Below are 21,381 nucleotides of genomic sequence, written 5' to 3'. Positions count from 1 at the left end.
GCCAGCTTCCTTCAGGCGGATCGCCTCTTCAACCGCAATCTCGTCGAACGGGTTCATCGACATCTTCACATTCGAAAGCTCAACGCCTGATCCATCGCCCTTCACGCGGATCTTCACGTTGTAATCGACGACACGTTTTACTGCGACAAGGACTTTCATCCGCGACCACCTCTTCAATGAATCCTGCGGCACGACTATGCCGCCATGAAACACCGCCCGCATGTCAGATTCCGACGAGAACCCGACATGGAAGCGGCTCCGAAAAAAGCACTGTGACAAAGCCGTTAGCCACGGCGCTTCCTATTAGAAATCGGCGGGAAACGTAAAGACGCCTGACGTGCACGTCAATCAGCCTCGGCAATCTATATCGATTAATATCCATTTATTCTGACAGAACTTCATTCTCAGATTGCGACATGCCTCCTCGTGCCTTCTGCTCCCTTATCCATGGCGTTTACAAAGGCGTCATCCTGCTTTACGACACGCTCCGCACTAACCGGTCGCAGCCTACCCGGTCAAAACAAGGAACCCTGACTATGAAAACGCTTGTCGTCTGCTCCGGCGGACTCGACTCCGTTTCGCTTGCGCATAGCATCGCAGAGGAACATGAACTCACCAGCCTTCTCTCCTTCGATTATGGCCAGCGGCATAGAAAGGAGCTGGATTCGGCCAGAGCCTGTGCCGAACGGCTCGGCGTTCCGCACCAGATCATCGATATCCGTACCATCGGCGCCAGCCTCACCGGCTCGGCACTGACTGATAATGTCGACGTTCCGGACGGTCACTATGCCGAAGAGACGATGAAGATCACCGTCGTACCCAATCGCAACGCCATCATGCTGGCGATTGCCTTTGGTGTGGCCGCCGCGCAAAAGGCCGATGCGGTGGCGCTGGCCGTCCATGGCGGCGATCATTTCATCTATCCAGATTGCCGTCCCGGCTTCATCGACGCCTTCCAGACGATGCAGAATCATGCGCTGGACGGCTATGCCGATATCAAGCTGCTGGCACCCTATGTGCATGCATCCAAGGCCGATATCGTCACCGATGGCGCAAAACACAACACGCCTTTCGAGGCGACATGGTCCTGCTACAAAGGCGGCGAGCACCATTGCGGCCGCTGCGGCACCTGTGTTGAGCGTCGCGAGGCATTTCACCTCGCAGGCGTCAATGACCCGACTATCTATGAGGATGCCGATTTCTGGCGTGAAGCCGTTGAGAGGAGGAACGCCTGATGTTTCGCATCACCAAGGAGTTTCACTTCTCCGCATCACACCAATTGACCGGGCTACCCGCCGATCATCAATGCGCGCGCCTGCATGGCCATAATTACATCGTTGAAGTGGAGCTTTCCGCCGCCGGTCTCGACGGACATGGCTTCGTGCGCGACTATCACGAGCTGGCGCCGTTCAAACGCTATATCGATGACGTGTTCGATCACCGGCATCTCAACGATGTGCTGGGTCATGGACACACCACGGCCGAAACGCTAGCAAAGCATTTCTTCGACTGGTGCCATTCGCGCTGGCCGGAAATTTCGGCGGTGCGGGTGAGTGAAACGCCAAAGACATGGGCGGAATATCGCCCCGGCGCAAAGCCATGAAACCGGCATCCGAAATCCGCATCAGCGAGATTTTCGGCCCCACCATTCAAGGCGAAGGCGTGCTCATCGGTGAACCGACTGTCTTCGTGCGCACAGGCGGCTGCGACTACCGTTGCGCATGGTGCGACAGCCTGCACGCGGTCGAAAGCCGCTTTCGCCATGAATGGAAGCCTATGGGTGTCGAAGCCATCTGGCAGGAAGTGACGACACTTTCGGGCAATAAGCCGTTAACAGTGTCACTTTCGGGCGGCAATCCGGCCATACAACCTCTTGGACCTCTCATCGCCCATGGCAAGGTGGAGGGTTATCGCTTTGCGCTGGAAACCCAAGGCTCTATCGCCAAGGACTGGTTTTCCACGCTGGACACGCTGGTGCTCAGCCCGAAGCCGCCGTCAAGCGGGATGGAATTCGACCCCGTTGCACTGGCGGCCTGTGTCGAAGCGGCAGGACCGAAGCCGCGCGTGGTTCTGAAATTCGTGATCTTCGATGATGCCGATTATGCCTTTGCAAAGCATGTCTCGGCGCGTCATCCCCATCTGCCGGTCTATCTCCAGCCCGGCAATCACACACCGCCACCGCCCGAGGCAGATGATGCGTTGATCGACATCGATGGCATCATGCGTCGTATGGAATGGCTGGTGGACACGGTGATTGCAGACCGCTGGTTCGAAGCGCATGTGCTGCCCCAGTTGCATGTGCTGATCTGGGGCAACAAGCGAGGTGTCTGACTATCGATTTGCGCCCGGCACCCAGAGCACGTCCTTCGCGCCGTTATCATTGACGGCGCGGGAGGCGACGAAGAGAAAATCCGAGAGGCGGTTGATATATTGCAACGCCTCCGGCGACACCACCTCGCCCTCGATCTTCGCCAGCGCCACCATCAGGCGCTCGGCCCGTCGCGAAACCGTGCGCGCCAGATGAAGAGCTGCCGATGCCGCCGAGCCACCCGGCAGAATGAAGGAGCGCAATGGCTGGAGATGGGCGTTGAGACCATCAATATCCGCTTCGACGCGGGCAACCTGCGACGCAACGATGCGCAGCGGTTCATATGCCAGCGGCTTACCGTCATCAGGCGTCGAAAGATCGGCCCCAAGATCGAAAAGATCGTTCTGGATGCGCGAAAGCATCGCATCGATTTCGGCATGTTCGCCGGTATGAATCCGCGCCATGCCGATGCAGGCATTGGCTTCATCCACCGTGCCATAGGCTTCCACACGCAGATCGGACTTCAGCCGACGCGGGCCGCTCGCAAGACCAGTGGTGCCGTCATCGCCGGTGCGCGTGTAAATCTTGTTGAGCTTGACCATGCCTTACTGTCCGCCGGTCTGCCGCGCGAAATAGATTGCGCCCACGATCAGAACAATTGCGATGAATTGCAGGAATACGCGTAACTGCATCATCTTGTTGGAAAAATTGGCATCTCCACCGCGCATCATATTGCGCAGGCCAATGATCAACACAATCGCCACGGCGAGCATGGCCACCATGGCTGCGCCTTTGAACACAACGTCCATCTTGTTCCCTTCCCATCATCCGCAGTCTTTTGGTTCTTTAACACATCAACGCATTATCCGACGCAAAACCGCTTCGCACTTTTGCTGGAAATGCTTCAAGACTGATCGGACAGCATCCGGTACAGCCAACGCGACGGCATCAGGCGGCGCGCCAGAATTCCCAGTTTCGCCGGCCTCGTTACCGCATAGTGCGGACGTGGACGCGGCGCCTCCAATGCGTGAAGCAGTACATCATAGACGGCTTCCGGTCCAAGCTTGTTCTTCGATTTGGTGCCGCCGCTTGTCAGCTTCGCCATCTGGCGCTGATAAAGCTCGCGATGCACCGAGGCTTCCAGATCGATATTGGCCTGCGCGTGCCGGGCGGCATTATAGGTGAACTGCGATGCAATCGGCCCCGGCTCGATCAGCGAAACCTCCACACCGGAGCCTTCAAGCTCCATACGCTGCGCCAGCATCAAGCCTTCGATGGCGAATTTGGACGCGACATAAGCGCCGCGCCATTTCATCGGCACCAGCCCCAATATCGACGAACAATGAACGATGCGCCCGTGCCCCTGCCCGCGCATGACGGGCACCACCCGTCGCGTCAGATCATGCCAGCCGAAGAAATTGGCTTCGAACTGGGCGCGAAGCGCTTCCACCGGCAAATCCTCGACCGCGCCCGGCTGGGCATAAGCGCCATTATTGAACAGCGCACCCAGCCTGCCATCCGTCTTGCGCAACACTTCATCGGCAAGGGCAGCAATGGAGTTCGGCTCGGCATAATCAAGATAATAAGCCGTCATCCCCTTGGCTTGCAGAGCGGCGATATCCTGTTCCTTGCGAGCGGTAGCAAATACCTGCCATCCACGACGATGCAGGGCTTCCGCGCAATAAGCGCCAATGCCGGAAGAGCAGCCGGTTATGATGATGCTGCGATTTGCGCGTTCCTCAGCCATTTCGTCCCATCCTGCCGCCGCGTTTCCTCCACAGTGCTTGATTCGCAAGGGCTTTAAAACGGCGCAACCCTTGCAATCTGACAGGTGATGCTAGATTTAAGTGTCTGAAACTTGGGCCAATGATCGAAGGGGTAAAATCTGCGGATGCGAAAAGTCAGGCGTTTTCTCCGTCAGATTACCTATGATGTGCTTGGTCATTTCAGTTCGGACGACGGCTGGGCTTTTGCCAGTCACATCGCCCTGTCGGGCCTGATGGCGCTGTTTCCTTTCCTGATCTTCGCAACCTCGCTCGCCAGCTTTCTCGGCACCAAGGAATTTGCCCAAACGGCGGTTCATGTCATTTTCGACATGTGGCCATCGAATATCGCGGCACCCATCGCCAATGAAGTGACCAATGTTCTGACCGTGCAGCGCAGCGGGCTTTTGACGCTGAGTGTGATCGCTGCTGCGTACTTTGCCTCCAATGGCGTGGAGGCGCTGCGCATCGCGCTCAACCGCGCTTATCGCGTCACCGACCAGCGCTCGATCATCTTTTGCCGCCTGCAAAGCCTCGGTTTCGTTCTGGTTGGCACGCTCAGCCTGATGGCAATCAGCTTTCTGCTGGTTCTCGCACCACTCGCCGTGCGCATTGCCGAGCAGTGGTTTCCCGACATTGCGCCCTTCACCGGCACCATCGCGTTCTGGCGTTACAGTGTCGCCGTGGCGGTTCTGGTGCTGGCACTGTTCATGGTGCATATCTGGCTGCCAGCAGGACGCCGCAGCCTTGGCGATATTCTGCCCGGCATCATCATCACACTTTTCGCCTGGCTTGCCGCCGCAACCGCCTTTGCGAAATATCTGGAGACTTTTGCCAATTATGTTTCCACCTATGCGGGCCTTGCCTCGATCATGGTGGCTATCGTTTTCCTCTATATGCTGTCGGCAATCTTCATCATCGGCGCGGAAATCAACGCCGCAATCATGAATTTCCGGAAACGCGAGCAGCAGCCCGATTTGATCGTCGAATAATCAGCGCTTCATCGTCGTCAGGGCCACGCCAAGCGTGGTGACGACCATGCCTGCAATCTGGATCGGACCGAGCGTCTCGCCAAAAATCAGATAGGCCATGATCGCCGCAGCGCCCGGCACGAGATAGAACAGCGATGCGACTTTCGACATCGCACCTTCGCGGATCATCACCAGAAGCGCCAGAATGGCACCGATGGAAATCGCCAGCGTCAGCCAGACCAGCGCGAAAATGAGCTGCGGCGACCAGATGATCACCCGGGTTTCAAAACTGAAAGCACAAAGCGCGGTCAGCGCAGCGGCGGCGATATACTGAACCGCAGTGCCTGTCTTCAAATCGCCGGTCGTTCCAAAACGCTTCTGCCAGACCGTACCCGTGCTGATGGCCAGCACCGCAAAAAATGCTGCGGCAAGGCTTTTCGGGTCTACCCCGCTACCGGCGGAAAATTTCGGCCAGACGACCATGGCCACGCCAAGAAAACCGATCAGAAGTCCCGCCCACTGACGTCCGCTTGCTCTTTCCCCGAGAAGCATGGCGGCGATCAGCGTGGTGAGCATGGGTTGCAAACCAGCCACAAGACCCGACATGCCTGCGGGCAGACCGTGATGCACGGCCCAGAATAGCGCGGAAAGATAAGCGCCATGGATCAGACAACCAGCGATGGCTGCGTGAACCAGCGTCGCCCCCTTCGGCCACGCAGCCCTGCTTGCCAGCGCCCAAAGCGTCATGATGACGGCCGCAATGGAGAACCGCACCGCCATGAAGGTGAAGGGTTCTGCATAGGGCATGGACAGCCCGGCCCCGATAAAGCCGGTGGCCCAGAGCAGAACAAACATAATGGGGAAGAAACGGGCGGCCATGACAAACTCTCTTATTTTGGCCCGCCATATACCGCTTCGCCAGAAACGCCTATCGCATAAATCTGATTGCAGCGTTCAATTTGCCAAAAGGCGCCGGTCCTTTTATGGAGAACGGATGACCGCTGAAACCAATACGATCCGCATTCTTGTCGACGCCGATGCCTGTCCGGTGAAGGCTGAAATCTACCGCGTCGCCGAGCGGCACAATCTTCCGGTGGTGCTGGTCGCCAACAGCCATGTGGCAATCCCGCGTGATGCCGAACGGGTAGAACGGGTTGTGGTCTCGGACAAGCTGGATGCGGCGGACGACTGGATCGCCGAAAATGCACAACCGGGTGCAATCGTCATCACCGCCGATATTCCGCTTGCCAGTCGGTCGCTTGAAAAGGGCGCATCGGTCATCGCGCCCAATGGACGCGTTCACACGCAGAGCACCATCGGCAACACGCTTGCGACACGCAATCTGATGGATTCACTGCGCTCCGCCGGAGAAATCACCGGCGGCCCCGCGCCATTTTCACCGAAGGACCGCTCGGCCTTTCTGTCAGCGCTCGATCTCGCCATTGTGCGGCTGAAACGGGCTGGCTTTACTTCAGCTTGAACGGATCGTCGCGGTCGCCACACCAGCGCCGATCAGCAGGGTTCCGCCCGCGCGATTGAAAATTCGCAAGGCCCGTTCGCTGGCAAAGAAGCGCCGCGCCCGCGCCGCCGTCAGCGCATAAGCGAAAGCATTGAGGAAGGCGAGCACCAGAAACGTGCTTTCAAAGACCAGCATCTGGGTCAGAAAATCCCGATGCGGGCTGAGGAATTGCGGCAGAAACGCCACGAAGAAAGTGATGCTTTTCGGGTTGAGCGCCGTCACCAGCCAGGCGTGAACCAGCATCTTTGCCGGATGCACCTTGTCATGCCGCGCCTTGGCGTTCATCGTGCCGCCCGCCCGGAAAAGCTTGATACCGAGCCAGACGAGATAGGCAGCACCAACCCATTTGACCGCTGTGAACACGGTTGCTGAAGCCGCGAGCAACGCGCCGACGCCTAACATCGACAGGGTCATGGCCGTGAAATCGCCAAGCGCCACACCCACCGCCATCGGGAAAGCCGTCTTCCAGCCCTGTCCCAGCGCGTAAGAAACGACGAGCAGAACTGTCGGCCCCGGAATGATCAGAAGCACGATAGATGCAGCGGTGAATGCCAGCCAGACGTCGAGGCTCATGGGAAGTCTCCTTAGAAAAAAGGAGGAAGCCACCAATTCCGGACTTTGTCGAGGACTAAAGCATAATCCGACCGGAGTGAAACGAGGATCGATAAGATTATGCGTTAAACAAAAGAATTTAGAGCGTCGATCCGATTCATTCGGATCGGTACACGCTCTAAAGTTTCTGGGCCGCTTCGATCAGTTTCACGGCGTCAGGCCCTTCCCATGGAGCAGGACCGTTCATGGAGGCGATCTGACAGCCTTCCTTGTCGACCAGAAGCGTGACCGGCAGGCCGAAAGCAAGGTTCTTGCGCTTCAACTCATTGAAACTCGCCATGGTCGCATCGCGGTGCAGCGTGAGGTTCTTGATACCGATCTCGTTCAGAAAGCCCTTCGGCTTGTCGTCGGAACCTGTGTCGATATTGATCGCCACAACGTCGAAATCCTTGCCGCCCTTTTCGGCCTGCAATTTGTCGAGGGCGGGCATTTCCTCGCGGCATGGCGCGCACCAGGTCGCCCAGAGATTAACGAGAAGCGTCTTGCCCTTGTAATCACCAAGCGTCATCTGCTTGCCGTCAGGGCCGGTGAAAGCCAGATGAGCAACGGAAATCGGCTTTTCCGCCGGGCGCATGGCAGCCACGCCACCGGTTGCAGCCGCGTCCAGTCCCTTCAGGGAATCGGCTTTGAGGGCGCATTGGGCGGACGCTTCGTCATTTTCGGCAGAAACATTAGCCGCTACCACATTGCCAGAGGGGCGCTCCATCACGTATACCGCCCCAATACCGGCAATGACACCGGCAAGGGCTGCAAGAAGGACGATCTTGCGATTTCCCGATTTCGCCTTTTCGTTGTCTTCTGCCATGTCGCGTCACTTCTTTCTATTATCCGGCCAAATCGTCACTCGGGGCATATGAGCATGAGCGAACAAAAATCAAGCAATCAGATGTGGGGCGGCCGTTTTGCCTCAGGACCCGATGCGATCATGGAAGAGATCAATGCATCGATCGGCTTCGACCGCAAGCTCTACGCGCAAGACATCCAGGGCTCGCTCGCACATGCAGCCATGCTTGCAAAGACGGGCATCATTACGGCAGACGATCATAAGCAGATCGAGCAGGGCCTGAAAACCATCCTCAAGGAAATTGAGGACGGCAAGTTCACCTTCTCACGCAAGCTTGAAGACATTCACATGAATATCGAGGCGCGGCTGGCCGATCTGATCGGCCCTTCCGCCGGACGCCTGCACACGGCCCGTTCGCGCAACGATCAGGTGGCTGTCGATTTCCGTCTTTGGGTCAAGCAGGAGATGGAAAAGACCGCTGTCGCCCTGAAGAGCCTGATCGAAGCTTTTCTGGAGCGCGCCGAAGAACATGCGGCGACGGTCATGCCGGGTTTCACCCATCTCCAGACCGCGCAGCCTGTCACTTTCGGCCATCATTGCATGGCCTATGTGGAAATGTTCGGCCGCGATCTGTCCCGCGTGCGCGATGCTATCGAGCGCATGGATGAATCGCCGCTGGGTGCCGCAGCCCTTGCAGGCACCGGCTTCCCGATCGACCGCCACATGACGGCGAAGACGCTCGGCTTTCGCGAACCGACCCGCAACTCGCTCGATAGCGTTTCCGACCGCGACTATGCGCTGGAATTCCTGTCGCTCGCGTCAATCTGCGCCGGTCATCTGTCGCGCCTTGCGGAAGAAATCGTCATCTGGTCGACACCGCAGTTCAACTTCGTGCGCCTGTCCGACGCCTTCTCCACCGGCTCGTCGATCATGCCGCAGAAGAAAAACCCGGATGCAGCCGAACTGGTCCGCGCCAAGACCGGTCGCATCAACGGTTCGCTGGTTGCACTTTTGACCATCATGAAGGGTCTGCCGCTCGCCTATTCCAAGGACATGCAGGAAGACAAGGAACAGGTCTTCGACGCTGCCGAAAATCTGGAACTCGCCATCGCCGCCATGGCTGGTATGGTGCGCGACCTGACCATCAATGTCGCATCCATGAAGAAGGCTGCCGGTTCGGGCTATTCCACGGCAACCGATCTGGCCGACTGGCTGGTGCGGGAACTGGGCCTGCCCTTCCGCGAAGCGCATCACGTCACCGGTCGCGCTGTGGCTCTGGCGGAAAGCCGCAAGGTCGACCTCGCCAAGCTTTCGCTGGAAGAGCTGCAATCGATCCATCCCGGCATCACCGATGCGATCTTCGGCTACCTCACGGTTGAGAAATCGGTCAAGAGCCGCCAGTCCTTCGGCGGTACAGCCCCGCAGGAAGTGCGCCGCCAGATCCGGTACTGGAAGAAGCGTATCGTGAAGGCGTGAGTGTCTGATCTAAAAGTCGCCATGCCGGTCTGCAAATGGCAATTTCTGCGCTTACCTAGGCTCACGTACCCAAAAGTACGCTGCGCTCCGGTTCTCGAAATCACCATTTTCGCCACGGCCTGCCGCTTTTTGATTCAGACACTGTAGCCGTTCAAGATAAAGTCATGTGAAATCATCCGGGCAACGGATGATTTCACTCTTGAGAATTTTGCGTTACAGCTAGCGCAAATAGATTTTGATTCAGGAACCAAAGCTGATGACAGGCCGCTCCGCTATTTCTACCGTGCTTATGATCGCCGCACTCGCGGCCACGCTTGCCGCCTGTGGACGCAAGGGCCCGCTGGAGCCGCCGCCATCGTCGCTCATTACCGACGATCAGGGGCATACCAAGCCGAAACCCAAGGAAGACAAGCCTTTCATTCTCGATAAGCTGCTCTAGTTCTTAAGGACTATCTTCCGTGAATCATTTTGAATATCGCGACGGCGTGCTGCACGCCGAAAATGTCAGCCTGCCTGAAATCGCCAAGGCGGTCGGCACGCCGTTCTATGTCTATTCCCGCGCCACGATCGAGCGTCATTTCCGGGTTTTCAGCGAAGCTTTCGCCGACATGGAGCCGCTGATCGCCTATGCGCTGAAGGCCAACTCGAACCTGGCGGTGTTGAAGACGCTGGCAAAGCTCGGCGCAGGCGCGGACACTGTCTCGGAAGGCGAAATACGCCGTGCGCTCGCCGCAGGAATTCCCGCCAGCAAGATCGTCTTTTCGGGCGTCGGCAAGACGCCGCGCGAAATGGATTTCGCGCTGCAAGCCGGTATCTACTGCTTCAACGTCGAATCCGAGCCGGAGCTGGAAATCCTCTCGGCCCGTGCGGTTGCAGCTGGCAAGGTTGCCTCGGTATCGCTGCGCATCAATCCGGATGTTGACGCCAAGACCCACGCCAAGATCTCGACCGGCAAGTCTGAAAACAAGTTCGGCATTCCGCGCATCAAGGCGCGTGAGGCCTATGCTCGCGCGGCGAGCCTGCCCGGTATCGACGTGGTCGGCATCGATATGCATATCGGCAGCCAGATCATCGATCTCGAGCCGTTCGACAATGCCTTTGCACTGATGGCGCAACTGGTGACGGAATTGCGCGCCGATGGCCACAATATCCGCCATGTCGATGTCGGCGGGGGTCTCGGCATTCCTTACCGCACCGACAACAACCCGCCGCCGCTGCCTGTGGCCTATGCGGAGATTGTCGCCAAGCACATCAAGCCGCTTGGCCTGAAGACGGTTTTCGAGCCTGGCCGTCTGATCGTCGGCAATGCCGGTCTGCTGGTGACGGAAGTGATTTTCGTCAAGGAAGGCGATGCGAAGAACTTCATCATCGTCGATGCCGCGATGAATGATCTCATCCGCCCGACGCTTTATGAAGCATTCCACGATATCCGTCCCGTCAAGCTGGCGAAGGACGACGCGCCGCGCATCCGCGCCGATTTCGTCGGGCCTGTTTGCGAAACGGGCGATTATCTCGGTCTCGACCGCGAAACGACAAAGCCAGCGCCCGGCGACCTGATCGCCGTCAGCACAGCTGGCGCCTACGGCGCGGTTCTGTCGAGCACCTATAACAGCCGCCTGCTCGTGCCAGAAGTTCTGGTGGATGGTGACCGCTTCCATGTCGTTCGCCCACGCCACACTTACGAAGAGCTGCTCGCGCTCGATTCCATTCCGGACTGGCTATAGTCCATTCGGATCATGGTCCACATTAATCATGGCCCAATTAATCATGGCAAAGCCTCGCCTTTGCCATGATGCATGTTATCCTGTCATTCGAGTGTACACTGGCAGACAGAGCAGAAAGCCCGGATGACGGATCAAGGCCACGACAAGAAGGATAAGCCGCAACTGATGCGGGATGCCTTTTTGCGCCTGTTTTCCGGCGATGGCGCGCTGTTGCGGCGTCTGCGCCTGCGCACTTTCCTGTCTGTCGGGTTTGAACGTCTGTGGCCGCTGGTCCTGCCGCTGATTCTGCTGGCAGCACTTTTCGCAAGCATCAGCTGGTTTGGCCTGTTCGGCATGATGCCGCGCTGGCTGCATATCGCCGTGCTAACGGTCTTCGCACTGGCAGGGCTGGTTGCGCTTTATCTCCCGTCCCGCTTCCGCCAGCCGACCGAAGACGATGTCACAGCGCGCATTGAGGCGGTGAACGGCCTTGTGCATGAGCCGCTGGCCGTGCAGTCCGGCCACATGGCCACCGGCACCCACGATCCTTTTTCGCAGGCTCTGTGGCGCGAACACCAGCGCCGCATGGCCGAACGGCTGAAGAACCTGCAATCCGGCCTGCCGCGACCGCGCCTTCCCGAACGCGATCCTTATGGCCTGCGCGCCGCCGTGGCGCTGCTATTCGTCACGGCGCTCGCCTATACGTCCAGTTCTGGCAGCGGGCGCATTGCCGATGCGTTTCACATTCGCCCCGGTGAAGGCGGCGCTGTTGCCCGCGTCGATGCCTGGGTGACGCCACCGCGCTATACGGGCCGCGCGCCGGTCTTCCTGACGGTCAGCGCCGACAACGCCCGCAATGCCGAGGCGATTACGGTGCCGGAAGGCAGTGTGCTTTCGGTCCGCGTCATCGGCGGCAGTTCGGAACGCCTGACCGCCACCAATGCAGAGGGCGAGCAGCGGGAAGTCCAGCCCGTCGCGCCGAAGGAAGAGCAGACTGAACCCAAGGGGTTGAAGCCGGTACGGACTCCGGAGGAAAGCGCTGTCGCGGGCAGCCGCAACTTCCGTTACGATTTGCGTGAAGACGAAACCCTGACGCTTTCCGGCACCGATGCGCGCTGGAAATTCGCGGTGACGCCCGACACGCCGCCGACAATCCGCTTTACCAAGGAACCCGGTCGCGCGCTGAACGGCACGCTGCAACTCACCTATGAAATCGATGATGATTATGCGCCGGCCAAGGCTTTTGCCGAAATCGTGCCGCTGGAAATCGATGAAGACGAAGAAGCAACGCCGCTTTACGAAGCACCGGAACTGCCGCTCGCACTGCCACGCCGCGGCGTGAAGGAAGCCACCACCTCGAAGGACCTGACCGAACATCCATGGGCTGGCCAGAAAGTGGCACTGACCCTCGTCGTCACCGACGCGGCAGGTCAGGTCGGCCGCAGTGAAACCAAAACCATAACACTTCCCGAACGGCCATTCAGCAACCCGCTCGCGCGCGCAATTGCCGAACAGCGGCGTATTCTGGCGCTCGACGCCAATCAGCGCGATCATGTGCTGGACATGCTCTCGGCGCTGATGCTGCGCCCGGAAGAAACGATCAAGAACGCTGCGCATTATCTCGGCCTCGTGACCATCCGCACAAAGCTTCGTCTGGCGCGCAGCGATGATTCGCTCCGCGAGACTGCCGATTACATGTGGCAGGTGGCGCTGGGTATCGAAGACGGCAATCTCTCGGCAGCCGAAAAGCGTCTGCGTCAGGCGCAGGAAGCGCTCAAAAACGCGCTGCAAAACGGTGCCTCGCAGGAAGAGATCGAGAAACTCACCGCCGATCTGCGCAAGGCGATGCAGGATTTCCTGCGCGAATTCGCCCAGCGCCAGCAGCAGAACCCGAATGCGCGCCAGTCAGCGCCCGATCCCAATGCGCGGATGCTGACGGAAAAAGACCTGCAGCGCATGATGGACCAGATCGAAAATCTGGCCCGTCAGGGCTCGCGCGATCAGGCCGAACAGCTTCTGTCGCAATTGCAGGACCTGATGAACAATCTGCAGATGGGGCAGGCGCAGCCCGGCCAGCAAGGTCAGGGACAGCAGGGCCAGCAAGGTCAGATGCAGCAGCAGATGAACAAGCTTGGCGATCTGATGCGCCGCCAGCAGCAGATGATGAATGAGACATTCAATCTCGACCAGCAGCAGCAGCGCCAGTTCGACAGCAATCCGGGTGCAGGCATGCAGGGCGAAGACGAAGACATGGAAGGCCTGTTTCCCGGCGATGACGGCTCCAAGGGCGGCGGATCGCAGCAGGGCGGCCAGACGGATGAAAAGACGGCTGAGGCCATGCGCAAGCTGCAACAGCAACAGCAGCAATTGCAGCAGGAATTGCAGAAGCTCACGGAAGACCTGAAAGGCATGGGGATTGAACCCGGCAAGGATTTCGGCGATGCCGGAAAATCCATGGGCAATGCTGCCGAAGCGCTGGGACGCAATGAAGGTGCGGAAGCCAACGACAATCAGGGCAGCGCTCTGGACGCCCTGCGTCGTGCCGGGCGCGACATGATGCAGAAGATGCAGCAGGCGATGGGTCAGGACGGCCAGCAGGGTCAGGGCGCGAATGGCGCTCGTGGCCGCGATCCGCTCGGACGCCAGCAGGGCATGGGAGCCGACGATGGCAACGGCACCAAAATTCCGGGTGAAATCGATATTCAGCGCGCGCGTGAAATTCTGGATGAAATCCGCCGCAAGCTCGGCAATGCGCTGACGCCGCAGATGGAAAAGGAATATCTGCAGCGCCTGTTACAGTTCGATTAGAGCATTTCCAGCAAAAGTGCGTAGCGCCTACGCAGGGAAATCAGTCCACTGGACTGATTTCTCATCCTGCTTCGATGCGTGGGATAATGCGAAAATACAAATAGATCGAGCGGTTCGGAACCGCTCTAGAAGCTGTTCAGCAAATTCGTCAGGCCATGGCGAAAAGAGTGATTTTCGAGCACCAGAGCGGAGCGTACTTAAAGGTACGTGAGCACCGGCGCACAGAAAAGCGCTCTTTGCAGCCCGGCATTGCGGATTTGCCGCTCAGTCCTTGACGTGCCCGACATAAGGCAACTGCCGGAACGAATGGGCCACGTCCATGCCGTAGCCGACGACAAAATAATCCGGGCATTCGAAGGCGACGAAATCAGCTTCCAGATCGACCTTGCGGCGCACGCTCTTGTCGAGCAGGACAGCGATGCTGACGCTGCGCGCACCACGTTCCAGCATCAGTTCGCGGACGAATTTGAGCGTCTTGCCTGATTCCAGAATATCGTCGATCAGCAGCACGTCGCGGTCACGAACTTCGCTGTCGATATCACGCAGCAGGCGAACCTCGGTGCTGGTCGTGCCCTTGCCATAGCTGGAAACGGTAATGAACTCGACATCCGGTTCAACGCCTGCATCATGCATGGCGCGGATGAGGTCGGCTGCGAAAATGAACGAGCCTTTGAGAATGGAAATCGTCAGCAGATTGTGAAACTTGCGTTCGGCAATAGCCTTCGCCAGCTCAAGATTGCGACCGGCAATATCTTCCGGGCTGAACAGAACTTCTATCGTCTTGCCGCCGACTTCTGGCATTGTCGGTTCTCTCCTGATCGTTTGCTGTACTTCTCACACCCGAAGCCGTTTCAGACTGTCGGAAGGCGCTGTCATGCAGAAGGCACGCTCTATAGCATGGTTTGAGAAAAATGCACCCCGCCTGTGAACAAGCTCAGGCTTAGAGACTGAAGCAAAAAACGGCATGTGTGTGCGAAAATGGTGATTTTCGAGTACCGGAGCGGAGCGTACTTAAAGGTACGTGAGCACCGGAATGCAGAAAATTGCCATTTGCAGCCACACAGGGCGACTTTTGGAACAGGCTCTTATATCCATTCCCCGCTGACAGGATTTGATATAGCGTGCCCGGATGCATCCGGACATTATCGAACTGCGCTCCTTTTACGACACGACACTCGGTCATTTGGCTGAGCGCGCCATACGCATGGCGATTGCAGGTTTGTGGGAACGCGTACCGGGTGAGCGTCTCGTCGGAATGGGCTACTGCCTCCCCTATCTTGACCGGTTCAGCGCCGATACCGAGCGCACTTTTGCCTTCATGCCAGCCGGACAAGGTGCCATTGCCTGGCCGTCAGCCGACAAATCCAGTACGGCTTTGGTCTTCGATGAAGAACTGCCGCTGCCGGATTCCTCCATCGACCGTGTTTTGATGGTGCATGCACTGGAATATGCGGAAAACGCGCCGGAAACGCTGAAGGAAATGTGGCGTGTACTCGCCCCCAACGGTCGGCTGGTGATTGTCGTGCCGAACCGCCGCGGTGTCTGGGCCCGCTTCGAGCACACACCTTTCGGCAGCGGGCGGCCCTATAGCCGCGACCAGCTTTCCACCTTGTTGCGTGAAGCCAATTTCACGGTCAACACCGTCAGCGACGCGCTGCATTTTCCACCCGCCACGCGCCGTTGGTTGATGCGCCCCTGTCTGGCGCTGGAAGGCATGGGGCGGCGGCTGTGGCCGCTTTTCTCCGGCGTTCTGGTCGTGGAGGCACAGAAGCGTCTCTATCAGGGCCTGCCGGTTGCGCAGCGTTCGTCCCGCCGTGTTTTCGTGCCAGTGCTTGGAACCCCCGTCGGGGGCCTGCGCAAAACAAAGCAGAAAGAAGCGGAAACCTGACGCTTTTCCCTTGAAAACAAGGTTTTTCTCGACTTCCCGCCCATGGCGGTTTATGTCGCATCGGGGCTCAAATCCCTTGAGCGTCCCGTTAAGCAACACTGTTCTTTTGGCGGAGCCAAAATCATGACCGATCAGCAAAACCTTTCCCGTCCCCAGCCCAAGGCCGGCCTGCTCAACATTGCAGCCTACGTGCCTGGCAAGGAACATGTGGAAGGCGTTGCCAAGGTCTATAAGCTCTCCTCCAACGAGACGCCGATCGGCCCCAGCCCCCATGCGGTGGAGGCCTATCGATACGCGGGCGAAAAGCTGGAGCTTTATCCCGACGGACAGGCGCTCGCGCTGCGTGAGGCCATTGCCGAAACGCAAGGGTTGAACATTGGCAATATCCTGTGCGGCAACGGTTCGGACGAGTTGCTTGGCCTTCTCTGCCAGACCTATCTTGCGCCCGGCGATGAAGCCATCATCACCGAGCATGGCTTTGCCGTTTACAAGATCCAGACGCTGGCAGCCGGTGCAACACCGGTGACAGTGAAGGAAAGCAATGAGCGCATCGACGTCGATGCCATTCTTGCTGGCATTACGCCGCGCACCAAGATCGTTTTCATTGCCAATCCGGCCAACCCGACCGGCACCTATCTGCCGTTCGAGGAAGTGCGCCGCTTGCATGCGGGCCTGCCGAAGCATGTCCTCTTCATCCTCGACGCGGCCTATGCCGAATATGTCCGCCGCAACGATTACGAGGCTGGCCTCGAACTCGTTTCGTCGAACGAAAATGTCGTGATGACCCGTACCTTCTCGAAGATTCACGGCCTTCCGGGCCTGCGGATCGGCTGGATGTATGCGCCTGCCCATGTGATTGACGCGGTCAATCGCATTCGCGGTCCGTTCAACATGAACGCCCCCGCCATTGCAGCGGGTGCTGCGGCCATTCGCGATCGCAACCATGTCGAAAAGTCGGTCGCCTATAATGACACCTGGCTGAACTGGCTGACGGATGAGTTCACCAAGCTCGGCCTTCGGGTCACGCCTTCGGTAACGAACTTCCTTCTGATCCATTTCCCCGAAGACGCCGCGCACTCGGCGGACAAGGCGGATGAGTGGCTTTCCAAGCGCGGTTATATTCTGCGCCGCGTTGGCGGATACGGTTTCCCCAATGCGCTGCGCATGACTGTCGGACCGGAAGAAGCCAATCGCGGCGTAGTCGCCGCACTCACTGAGTTTTTAAAGTAAGATCAATGTCCACGATCCATTTTGATAAAATCGCGCTGATCGGTATCGGCCTCATCGGTTCGTCGCTGGCGCGCGTCATTCGTCGCGAAGGCCTTGCAAACCATATCGCCATCGCAACCCGCAGCGCCGAGACCCTGAAGCGCGCCGAGGAACTGGCCCTCGGCGACAGCTACACGACCGACAGCGCCGAGGCGGTCAAGGATGCCGATCTGGTTATCGTCTCGGTGCCGGTCGGTTCTTCCGGCACCGTCGCAAAGCAGATTGCCGCAAGCCTGAAGCCGGGCGCCATCGTCACCGATGTCGGCTCCACCAAGGCTTCCGTCATCGCGCAGATGCAGCCTGAACTGCCCGCCAATGTGCATTTCATTCCGGGCCACCCGCTGGCCGGAACGGAATATTCCGGACCGGATGCGGGCTTTGCCGAACTGTTCAACAATCGCTGGTGCATCCTCACGCCTCTTCCAGATACGGATGAAGCCGCGCTGGAAAAGCTCACCGCCTTCTGGACGGCCTGCGGTTCGCGGCTCGATCACATGGACCCGCAGCACCATGATCTGGTGCTGGCCATCGTCTCGCATCTGCCGCATATCATCGCCTACAACATCGTCGGCACGGCCAGCGATCTGGAACAGGTGACGAAGTCGGAAGTCATCAAATATTCCGCATCCGGTTTCCGCGATTTCACGCGTCTGGCGGCATCCGACCCGACCATGTGGCGCGATGTCTGCCTGCATAACAAGGACGCTATCCTTGAAATGCTGGGGCGGTTCTCGGAAGATCTCGCTTCATTGCAGCGCTCGATCCGCTGGGGTGACGGAGAGGCCCTGTTCGACCTCTTCACGCGCACACGTGCGGTCCGCCGCGGCATTATCGATGCAGGTCAGGAAGTGGATGCGCCGGACTTTGGCCGTCAGGCTGCAACGCGTTCAAACGAAAAGAAGTAAGGCAACAGATAGAGCGGTTCCGGTTAAAACGGAATCGTGGAACCGTTCTATCTATTTGTTTTTACGCATTATCCTACGCATCGAAGCAGGATCAGAAATCAGTCCAGTGGACTGATGTCCTTGCGTAGGCGCTACGCACTTTTGCTGGAAATGCTCTAGGGCAGTAAAAACATACTGCCCTACTCCCTTATTCCCCTACTCCCCTACAACGCCGGTAACCGCCCAAGCGGAATGAACCCGGCATTGGCCCTGCCCTTGCGAACGGCAATCTCCAGCATGGGGTTGCCGTTTTCGTCTTTCGGCATGGCGGAGAGCGCGAAGAGGATGGTGGCGATATTGCTGCCCTGCTCCGGGAAAACCGTCTGGCCTGCCTGCGCCAGCGACTGGGCATTGACCAGCGTCAGCTTCACATCAGCATTGATCAGCCCGTCGTCATCGACGGAGAACGGGCCGGTCAGCGATACCATGGCCCCATTGGGCATGGAAAGAAACGCCTGATGGATCGTGCCGCTATGGCCGCGCAGGCGCTGACTGAAATCGGAAGAACCAGACCCCAGAAGCGTGGCGGCATCGGCGATCTCGATATCGGCAACACCGTCGATCTCGGGGCTCTTGGCGTTACCGATCACGGGTGCTGCGAGCTTCAGTCCTGCAAAACGTCCAGTCAGCTTCAGCGCGCCATCGGCAGCGCTCATGCTGAAATCCATCTGTTCCAGACTGCTGAGCGGTTCCGTCGTCGTGGTTTCCGTGCGGCGACCGACGACGACGTCGCGGGCTTCCAGCGCAATCTCGGTCGGGAACGGGCGGGCAAGCCGGGTGTTGGAGTTGAACTTGCTCCAGTTGACTTCAAGCGGCTGCAAGCCGGGGAATTCGATAAAGGCGGGGCCGGTCAGATCGTTGCTGAGCGAGCGTGGCGCATAGACAGGCGAGCCGGAGGTGAAACGCCCGGCGCGGAATGCCATGCCAGCGCTTGGCTTCTGCCAGGAAATGCTGTCACACACCACATTGACGCGGAGCGGATAACCGCTGGTGCGCAAATCCTCGCAGCGCACACCGATGCCCTGAGCAGAAAGCTTGGCCATGTCTGCCGTCGCGCGCGTTTGCAGGCGATCGGCCACATAAAACCACCCGGCTGTATAGCCGGCGACGAGAACGATCAGGAAAATGCCAAGCGCAATCGGGCGCTTTCTGGACTTCCGTTGCCCTGTTCCAGCTTCCGTCCCGGGATGCATCATCGAAAAACCTTATGTCGGTCAGAGAGTTGAGCCTGAGAAGCGGCAAAGCCGCCAGCGACGCATCTTTCGATACAGTGTTTTGCTCAACCTCACTGGTGGCCATATTATGGCAGGATTGAGTCTTGTGAAGTGGAGCTTCAGAAAAAACGAGGGATATCCATCAATTACCCATGGAAATCGAACAAAAGACGGCAAATATTATATCATCATGACAAAACACATCGATGAAAAGCGGACGAGTGATTTCTGGGTTTTTGGCTATGGCTCGCTGATGTGGCGTCCCGGTTTCGCACATGTGGAAACCGTTCGCGCCCGCCTGCACGGCTATCGTCGCAGCCTGTGCATCTATTCGCATTTTCATCGCGGCTCGCCCGACCATCCCGGACTGGTGCTTGGCCTCGACGCGGGCGGGTCCTGCCTCGGCATGGCCTTTCGCGTGCCGGGCGAAATGACCGACGAAGTGATGGTCTATCTGCGCGAACGCGAAATGTCGAACAATGTCTATCATGAAAAGAAGCTGCGGCTGCGCCTTCACGACGGACGCGATGTTCAGGGGCTGGTCTATGTGGCCGACCGCCGCCATGTGCAATATGCCGGTGCGCTCAAGGCCGAGGATGCAGCGGCAATTGTTGCCTCCGCACATGGCGAGTCTGGCGCAAATATCGACTATGTGGCCAATACGCTAAAGCATCTGCATGACATGCGCGTGCGCGATCACGCGCTGGAGCATGTCGGCAATCTGATCGCCTCGAAATCACGCCAGCCGCGTGATTTCGACTGACAGGACGCATCAGAGGATGACAATCATCCCCTGATCGCGAGAATGGATTTCGCCAGTCCGGCAATCTTCTCAAATTCGATCTGTGCATCCGGGAAGAGCTTGCGCACCTGTCCCGTGGTCAGAAGGCGGATCGATTCCACGTGAAAGCGCGCTTCATCGGCGGTTTCCTGACGCGGGAAAAAGCCGAGCCGCATTTTGGTCATCAGCCAGATGCGCACCGGAACCGGCAGCCACTGAAATCCGATAAAGCGGAAATGCGGCTCGTAAGGGAACCAGTAATTCGGCGTCTGCATATAATAGCGCTTGCCGAGCCTGCGGGTGTTTTCAGCAAACCGCGTGATGGCAGCCCAGTCGCCAACATGTTCGATGACCGAGTTGGAATGGACGACGTCGAAAGTCCGCCCGGCAAAAAGTGCCGGATCGGTCGCGTCTCCAACCAGAAAGGTGAAGGTTTCCGTGTCCTTCTCTTCCTGTTTCTCAGGATTGATCAGCGTGAAATGCAGGCGATCGCGATTGGCTTCAATGAAGGCTTCGCCAATCAGCCAATATTTTTCCGATCCGCCGAGATCGAGAATCTCGACCTTTTCGCCTTCCGGCTTTTCGGCAAGTGCGGCTTCAATCAGTTTCTGGATATGAGCAAACCGTTTGGCGCGGAAAGAAAACTCGATGCTTTTGCGGTCCTTATAGGGATCGCGACCATTCTCTGAAATACTCATTGCCGTTTTATCCGTTCAGCCAAACACCCGTCAGCACTGTTCAGTTCACTTGGCATTTATTACAGAGCATAGCAACACTGCACATAATATTAGTATGCTCTAATTTTTTGTTCGCATATCATCACAGCTATACTGAATATGGGGTGATCTGTGAATAAATAGGACCAAAACGGGATTGAACGGCGCTTCTGCACGATAATTCGGTCACGAAAGTTGAGCCGACACTCTATCGGGCACTTGTCCTCAATCGCAGCAATCGCTACATCTCGGCCAATCGTCAAGGAGACAGACACTCATGATTGCATTGTTCCGCACCATTGATCTGGCGCTCGACATCTACACGTGGATCATCATCGCCAGCGCCATCTATTCGTGGCTCTATGCGTTCAATGTCGTCAATTCCAGCAATCGCTTCGTGGCCTCGGTCGGAGAGTTTCTCTACAAGGTGACCGAGCCGGTTCTACGCCCGATCCGAAATCTCCTGCCCAATCTCGGCGGGATCGACATTTCGCCGATCATCCTGCTCCTGATCATCTTCTTCATTCGCCAGTTCATGTGGACGACACTGCTGCCGCTCTTCCTCTGATCGGCAAACCAGAGCCTGAAAACAAAAGCGCCCGATGAATCATCGGGCGCTTTTGTT

Annotated in this window: 23 protein-coding genes and 1 pseudogene; 14 read left to right on the top strand and 10 right to left on the bottom strand. The window is 58.0% G+C overall.

The window, feature by feature from the left end; genetic code table 11:
• A pseudogene (locus tag FGI60_RS05295) lies at positions 1-159 on the bottom strand (electron transfer flavoprotein subunit beta/FixA family protein); the annotation flags it as partial.
• Between the two features lie 377 nt (positions 160-536).
• On the opposite strand from FGI60_RS05295, the gene queC reads away from it, so the two are divergent.
• From queC to queE, 3 genes are read left to right on the top strand one after another with little or no spacing between them, the layout of a single operon-like run.
• Entirely contained in the window at positions 537-1,235 is a 699-nt protein-coding gene (gene queC, locus FGI60_RS05290; protein ID WP_138784223.1) for a 7-cyano-7-deazaguanine synthase QueC, read from the top strand.
• Entirely contained in the window at positions 1,235-1,603 is a 369-nt protein-coding gene (gene queD, locus FGI60_RS05285) for a 6-carboxytetrahydropterin synthase QueD (RefSeq protein WP_138784222.1), read from the top strand. The genes queC and queD overlap by 1 nt, the downstream gene beginning before the upstream one ends.
• Positions 1,570-2,331, top strand: coding sequence for a 7-carboxy-7-deazaguanine synthase QueE (gene queE / locus FGI60_RS05280; protein WP_374843089.1), 762 nt, complete (start codon positions 1,570-1,572; stop codon positions 2,329-2,331). Before queD ends, queE begins: the two co-directional genes overlap by 34 nt.
• Here the strand turns inward: queE and FGI60_RS05275 are convergent, their stop codons facing one another.
• The 3 genes from FGI60_RS05275 to FGI60_RS05265 all read right to left on the bottom strand — a co-directional run bounded on the left by FGI60_RS05275 (position 2,332) and on the right by FGI60_RS05265 (position 4,055).
• Positions 2,332-2,910 carry a cob(I)yrinic acid a,c-diamide adenosyltransferase gene (locus FGI60_RS05275; protein ID WP_138784220.1) on the bottom strand — a complete coding sequence of 193 codons (579 nt, stop codon included), beginning with the start codon at positions 2,908-2,910 and terminating at the stop codon, positions 2,332-2,334.
• Between the two features lie 3 nt (positions 2,911-2,913).
• On the bottom strand, positions 2,914-3,117 hold the full coding sequence (locus tag FGI60_RS05270; protein ID WP_138784219.1) for a twin transmembrane helix small protein: 204 nt from the start codon (positions 3,115-3,117) through the stop codon (positions 2,914-2,916).
• Between the two features lie 95 nt (positions 3,118-3,212).
• Positions 3,213-4,055, bottom strand: coding sequence for an SDR family oxidoreductase (locus FGI60_RS05265; protein WP_138784218.1), 843 nt, complete (start codon positions 4,053-4,055; stop codon positions 3,213-3,215).
• Positions 4,056-4,199: 144 nt separating this feature from the next.
• Here FGI60_RS05265 and FGI60_RS05260 point away from each other — a divergent pair, with 144 nt between their 5' ends.
• Positions 4,200-5,063: a YihY/virulence factor BrkB family protein gene (locus tag FGI60_RS05260; protein ID WP_138784217.1), complete on the top strand. Its 864-nt coding sequence runs from the start codon at positions 4,200-4,202 to the stop codon at positions 5,061-5,063.
• On the opposite strand, the gene FGI60_RS05255 is transcribed toward FGI60_RS05260, so the two are convergent.
• Positions 5,064-5,921: a DMT family transporter gene (locus FGI60_RS05255; RefSeq protein WP_138784216.1), complete on the bottom strand. Its 858-nt coding sequence runs from the start codon at positions 5,919-5,921 to the stop codon at positions 5,064-5,066.
• A gap of 115 nt (positions 5,922-6,036) precedes the next feature.
• Between FGI60_RS05255 and FGI60_RS05250 the strand changes: the two genes are divergently transcribed.
• The gene (locus tag FGI60_RS05250) at positions 6,037-6,522 is read left to right on the top strand and encodes a YaiI/YqxD family protein (RefSeq protein ID WP_138784215.1); all 486 of its coding nucleotides are present in this window, start codon (positions 6,037-6,039) and stop codon (positions 6,520-6,522) included.
• Here the strand turns inward: FGI60_RS05250 and FGI60_RS05245 are convergent.
• On the bottom strand, positions 6,514-7,134 hold the full coding sequence (locus FGI60_RS05245; protein ID WP_105542823.1) for a LysE family translocator: 621 nt from the start codon (positions 7,132-7,134) through the stop codon (positions 6,514-6,516). The two genes, FGI60_RS05250 and FGI60_RS05245, sit on opposite strands and share 9 nt — an antisense overlap.
• Before the next feature lie 157 nt (positions 7,135-7,291).
• A complete protein-coding gene (gene tlpA, locus FGI60_RS05240) occupies positions 7,292-7,978 on the bottom strand; it encodes a thiol:disulfide interchange protein TlpA (RefSeq protein WP_138784214.1) in 687 nt (228 codons plus the stop codon).
• 54 nt (positions 7,979-8,032) lie between these two features.
• Here tlpA and argH point away from each other — a divergent pair, with 54 nt between their 5' ends.
• From argH to FGI60_RS05220, 4 genes are all read left to right on the top strand, one after another.
• On the top strand, positions 8,033-9,433 hold the full coding sequence (gene argH / locus FGI60_RS05235) for an argininosuccinate lyase (protein ID WP_138784213.1): 1,401 nt from the start codon (positions 8,033-8,035) through the stop codon (positions 9,431-9,433).
• A 256-nt stretch (positions 9,434-9,689) separates the two neighbouring features.
• Positions 9,690-9,872, top strand: coding sequence for an LPS translocon maturation chaperone LptM (lptM, locus tag FGI60_RS05230; RefSeq protein ID WP_078337809.1), 183 nt, complete (start codon positions 9,690-9,692; stop codon positions 9,870-9,872).
• 19 nt (positions 9,873-9,891) lie between these two features.
• Positions 9,892-11,157: a diaminopimelate decarboxylase gene (gene lysA, locus FGI60_RS05225; protein ID WP_138784212.1), complete on the top strand. Its 1,266-nt coding sequence runs from the start codon at positions 9,892-9,894 to the stop codon at positions 11,155-11,157.
• Between the two features lie 123 nt (positions 11,158-11,280).
• On the top strand, positions 11,281-13,944 hold the full coding sequence (locus FGI60_RS05220) for a TIGR02302 family protein (protein WP_138784211.1): 2,664 nt from the start codon (positions 11,281-11,283) through the stop codon (positions 13,942-13,944).
• Positions 13,945-14,208: 264 nt separating this feature from the next.
• On the opposite strand, the gene hpt is transcribed toward FGI60_RS05220, so the two are convergent.
• Positions 14,209-14,745 (bottom strand): hypoxanthine phosphoribosyltransferase, encoded by a 537-nt coding sequence (gene hpt / locus FGI60_RS05215; RefSeq protein ID WP_078337512.1) that lies wholly within the window; start codon positions 14,743-14,745, stop codon positions 14,209-14,211.
• A 328-nt stretch (positions 14,746-15,073) separates the two neighbouring features.
• Between hpt and FGI60_RS05205 the strand changes: the two genes are divergently transcribed.
• The 3 genes from FGI60_RS05205 (at position 15,074) to FGI60_RS05195 (ending at position 18,006) form a co-directional block, all read left to right on the top strand.
• Entirely contained in the window at positions 15,074-15,832 is a 759-nt protein-coding gene (locus tag FGI60_RS05205) for a methyltransferase domain-containing protein (RefSeq protein WP_138784210.1), read from the top strand.
• A gap of 123 nt (positions 15,833-15,955) precedes the next feature.
• A complete protein-coding gene (gene hisC / locus FGI60_RS05200) occupies positions 15,956-17,062 on the top strand; it encodes a histidinol-phosphate transaminase (protein ID WP_138784209.1) in 1,107 nt (368 codons plus the stop codon).
• 5 nt (positions 17,063-17,067) lie between these two features.
• Entirely contained in the window at positions 17,068-18,006 is a 939-nt protein-coding gene (locus FGI60_RS05195) for a prephenate/arogenate dehydrogenase family protein (protein ID WP_138784208.1), read from the top strand.
• A 203-nt stretch (positions 18,007-18,209) separates the two neighbouring features.
• Here the strand turns inward: FGI60_RS05195 and FGI60_RS05190 are convergent, their stop codons facing one another.
• Positions 18,210-19,238: a DUF2125 domain-containing protein gene (locus FGI60_RS05190; RefSeq protein WP_138784244.1), complete on the bottom strand. Its 1,029-nt coding sequence runs from the start codon at positions 19,236-19,238 to the stop codon at positions 18,210-18,212.
• A 211-nt stretch (positions 19,239-19,449) separates the two neighbouring features.
• Between FGI60_RS05190 and FGI60_RS05185 the strand changes: the two genes are divergently transcribed.
• Positions 19,450-20,022, top strand: coding sequence for a gamma-glutamylcyclotransferase (locus tag FGI60_RS05185; RefSeq protein ID WP_138784207.1), 573 nt, complete (start codon positions 19,450-19,452; stop codon positions 20,020-20,022).
• Positions 20,023-20,045: 23 nt separating this feature from the next.
• Here FGI60_RS05185 and FGI60_RS05180 read toward each other — a convergent pair whose 3' ends face one another.
• Positions 20,046-20,738 carry a methyltransferase domain-containing protein gene (locus tag FGI60_RS05180; protein WP_138784206.1) on the bottom strand — a complete coding sequence of 231 codons (693 nt, stop codon included), beginning with the start codon at positions 20,736-20,738 and terminating at the stop codon, positions 20,046-20,048.
• Positions 20,739-21,033: 295 nt separating this feature from the next.
• On the opposite strand from FGI60_RS05180, the gene FGI60_RS05175 reads away from it, so the two are divergent.
• On the top strand, positions 21,034-21,324 hold the full coding sequence (locus tag FGI60_RS05175; RefSeq protein WP_078337518.1) for a YggT family protein: 291 nt from the start codon (positions 21,034-21,036) through the stop codon (positions 21,322-21,324).
• The last annotated feature ends 57 nt before the right edge of the window (positions 21,325-21,381 follow it).

This window comes from Brucella haematophila (genome assembly GCF_005938105.1).
In the GTDB taxonomy this organism is placed as follows: domain Bacteria; phylum Pseudomonadota; class Alphaproteobacteria; order Rhizobiales; family Rhizobiaceae; genus Brucella; species Brucella haematophila.
This window is presented reverse-complemented; position numbering and strand designations above follow the sequence as displayed.

Bases quoted from the DNA above. Each gene is read 5' to 3' on its own strand.
- queC (WP_138784223.1), top strand. From the start codon at position 537: ATGAAAACGCTTGTCGTCTGCTCCGGCGGACTCGACTCCGTTTCGCTT.
- queD (WP_138784222.1), top strand. From the start codon at position 1,235: ATGTTTCGCATCACCAAGGAGTTTCACTTCTCCGCATCACACCAATTG.
- queE (WP_374843089.1), top strand. From the start codon at position 1,570: ATGGGCGGAATATCGCCCCGGCGCAAAGCCATGAAACCGGCATCCGAA.
- FGI60_RS05275 (WP_138784220.1), bottom strand. From the start codon at position 2,910: ATGGTCAAGCTCAACAAGATTTACACGCGCACCGGCGATGACGGCACC.
- FGI60_RS05270 (WP_138784219.1), bottom strand. From the start codon at position 3,117: ATGGACGTTGTGTTCAAAGGCGCAGCCATGGTGGCCATGCTCGCCGTG.
- FGI60_RS05265 (WP_138784218.1), bottom strand. From the start codon at position 4,055: ATGGCTGAGGAACGCGCAAATCGCAGCATCATCATAACCGGCTGCTCT.
- FGI60_RS05260 (WP_138784217.1), top strand. From the start codon at position 4,200: ATGCGAAAAGTCAGGCGTTTTCTCCGTCAGATTACCTATGATGTGCTT.
- FGI60_RS05255 (WP_138784216.1), bottom strand. From the start codon at position 5,921: ATGGCCGCCCGTTTCTTCCCCATTATGTTTGTTCTGCTCTGGGCCACC.
- FGI60_RS05250 (WP_138784215.1), top strand. From the start codon at position 6,037: ATGACCGCTGAAACCAATACGATCCGCATTCTTGTCGACGCCGATGCC.
- FGI60_RS05245 (WP_105542823.1), bottom strand. From the start codon at position 7,134: ATGAGCCTCGACGTCTGGCTGGCATTCACCGCTGCATCTATCGTGCTT.
- tlpA (WP_138784214.1), bottom strand. From the start codon at position 7,978: ATGGCAGAAGACAACGAAAAGGCGAAATCGGGAAATCGCAAGATCGTC.
- argH (WP_138784213.1), top strand. From the start codon at position 8,033: ATGAGCGAACAAAAATCAAGCAATCAGATGTGGGGCGGCCGTTTTGCC.
- lptM (WP_078337809.1), top strand. From the start codon at position 9,690: ATGACAGGCCGCTCCGCTATTTCTACCGTGCTTATGATCGCCGCACTC.
- FGI60_RS05220 (WP_138784211.1), top strand. From the start codon at position 11,281: ATGACGGATCAAGGCCACGACAAGAAGGATAAGCCGCAACTGATGCGG.
- hpt (WP_078337512.1), bottom strand. From the start codon at position 14,745: ATGCCAGAAGTCGGCGGCAAGACGATAGAAGTTCTGTTCAGCCCGGAA.
- FGI60_RS05205 (WP_138784210.1), top strand. From the start codon at position 15,074: ATGCATCCGGACATTATCGAACTGCGCTCCTTTTACGACACGACACTC.
- hisC (WP_138784209.1), top strand. From the start codon at position 15,956: ATGACCGATCAGCAAAACCTTTCCCGTCCCCAGCCCAAGGCCGGCCTG.
- FGI60_RS05195 (WP_138784208.1), top strand. From the start codon at position 17,068: ATGTCCACGATCCATTTTGATAAAATCGCGCTGATCGGTATCGGCCTC.
- FGI60_RS05190 (WP_138784244.1), bottom strand. From the start codon at position 19,238: ATGCATCCCGGGACGGAAGCTGGAACAGGGCAACGGAAGTCCAGAAAG.
- FGI60_RS05185 (WP_138784207.1), top strand. From the start codon at position 19,450: ATGACAAAACACATCGATGAAAAGCGGACGAGTGATTTCTGGGTTTTT.
- FGI60_RS05180 (WP_138784206.1), bottom strand. From the start codon at position 20,738: ATGAGTATTTCAGAGAATGGTCGCGATCCCTATAAGGACCGCAAAAGC.
- FGI60_RS05175 (WP_078337518.1), top strand. From the start codon at position 21,034: ATGATTGCATTGTTCCGCACCATTGATCTGGCGCTCGACATCTACACG.